Source organism: Paraburkholderia podalyriae, assembly GCF_014397785.1.
GTDB classification, from domain to species: domain Bacteria; phylum Pseudomonadota; class Gammaproteobacteria; order Burkholderiales; family Burkholderiaceae; genus Paraburkholderia; species Paraburkholderia podalyriae.
Genome location: NZ_VZQQ01000207.1, coordinates 1 through 1,580, shown reverse-complemented (window position 1 = coordinate 1,580; position 1,580 = coordinate 1). Strand labels below are relative to the sequence as shown.

Here is a 1,580-nt window from a genome sequence, read left to right as displayed (position 1 = left end):
AAAAGACCTTCAGTGGCCCTGCAAAGAGTCATTCACGCGCGTCCCGCGACGGCGCAAATCTATTCTTTACCCGCCCCCTCATCCAGATCACTCTTAAACTCTACCTTCCGATGCGACCCGTCGCAAAACGGCTTGTTATTCGAGTGCCCGCAACGGCAGAGCCAGACCTCATCTTTCTCGACTTGAATCTGCCTGCCCCCTTGCGCCGTGATCGTGAAATCACCTTTGATGTGATACGGACCGTTATTTCTCGGGGTGATGATTGCCGTTGCCATATCCACCTCCTACGAATCGACTGACCGTCGCAAGCCAATCAGAGCCTAACCCTTCACGCAAACCACCTGACGCAGCGTATGAACCACCACGACCAAGCTCCGCTGCGCGGCCATCACGGCGTCGATGTCCTTATAGGCCATCGGAATTTCATCGACGACCCCCGCATCCTTTCGGCATTCGACGTGCGCCGTCGCCCTGATTTGATCTTGGACCGTGAAGCGCCGTTTGGCGTCCTTCCGGCTCATCGCGCGCCCGGCGCCGTGACTGCATGAGCAGAAGCTCTCTTCATTGCCGAGACCGCGCACGATGAAGCTCTTCGCGCCCATCGAACCCGGAATGATGCCGAGCTCGCCCACTCGTGCCGACACCGCCCCTTTACGCGTGACGAACACGTCGGCGCCGAAGTGCCGCTCCTTCTGCACGTAATTGTGGTGGCAGTTCACCGCGTGCTCGTCGATGGTGAAGGGTTTGCCAATAGTCATGCGCACCGCACCGATCACGGCACTCATCATGACCTCACGGTTGCGGCGCGCGTACTCCTGCGCCCAGCCGACCGCCTCAACATAGTCGTCGAAGTGCCGGCTACCTTCCTTGAAGTACGCGAGGTCTTTGTCCGGAAGATTCGCAAGGTGTTGACGCATGTCGGCCTGAGCCAGCTCGATGAACAGGCTCCCGATCGCATTGCCCACACCGCGCGATCCGCTGTGCAGCATGAACCAGACGTCGTCCTCCTCGTCGAGGCAAACCTCGATGAAGTGATTGCCGGTGCCGAGCGTGCCGACGTGCGTGCGGTTGTTCGTGCGCGCGAGGGAAGGATACTTGCCAACGATGCGCTGAAAACCGGGCGCCAGCAGTTTCCAGGCCTCGTCGACGGCCGGCGGCGGACGCGACCATGCGCCCGGGTCGCGTCGCCCTTGCGCGCTGCCGTGCGGCACGGCGCGCTCGATCGCGCCGCGTACGCCCGAAAGCGAATGGGGCAGGTCCGCGGCCGTCAGCGTCGTGCGAACCGCCATCATTCCGCAGCCGATATCCACGCCCACCGCCGCCGGGATGATCGCTCCTTGTGTCGGAATCACGCTGCCGATCGTCGACCCCTTGCCCACGTGCACGTCCGGCATTACGGCAAGGTGCCTGAACACGAACGGCATGCGGGCCGTGTTTCTCAGTTGCCGGCGAGCCGCCTCCTCAATCGCGACGCCCTGCGCCCACATCTTCACGGCCTTGCCGCTTGCCACTTCCATCAGTTGATAATCGACAAGGCTCATGTCTCTGTCCCTTCGTCAGCTTCGCTCATCGGCACGGGT

The 1,580-nt window shown here is 61.8% G+C and carries 2 protein-coding genes; both read right to left on the bottom strand.

Going from position 1 to position 1,580, the window contains the following annotated elements; translation table 11 throughout:
* Positions 1 to 59: 59 nt before the first annotated feature.
* Positions 60 to 275, bottom strand: coding sequence for a CDGSH iron-sulfur domain-containing protein (locus F6X42_RS42530; protein ID WP_187639721.1), 216 nt, complete (start codon positions 273 to 275; stop codon positions 60 to 62).
* 45 nt (positions 276 to 320) lie between these two features.
* A complete protein-coding gene (locus F6X42_RS42525) occupies positions 321 to 1,541 on the bottom strand; it encodes an RtcB family protein (RefSeq protein WP_187639720.1) in 1,221 nt (406 codons plus the stop codon).
* Positions 1,542 to 1,580: the final 39 nt, after the last annotated feature.

Bases quoted from the DNA above. Each gene is read 5' to 3' on its own strand.
- F6X42_RS42530 (WP_187639721.1), bottom strand. From the start codon at position 275: ATGGCAACGGCAATCATCACCCCGAGAAATAACGGTCCGTATCACATC.
- F6X42_RS42525 (WP_187639720.1), bottom strand. From the start codon at position 1,541: ATGAGCCTTGTCGATTATCAACTGATGGAAGTGGCAAGCGGCAAGGCC.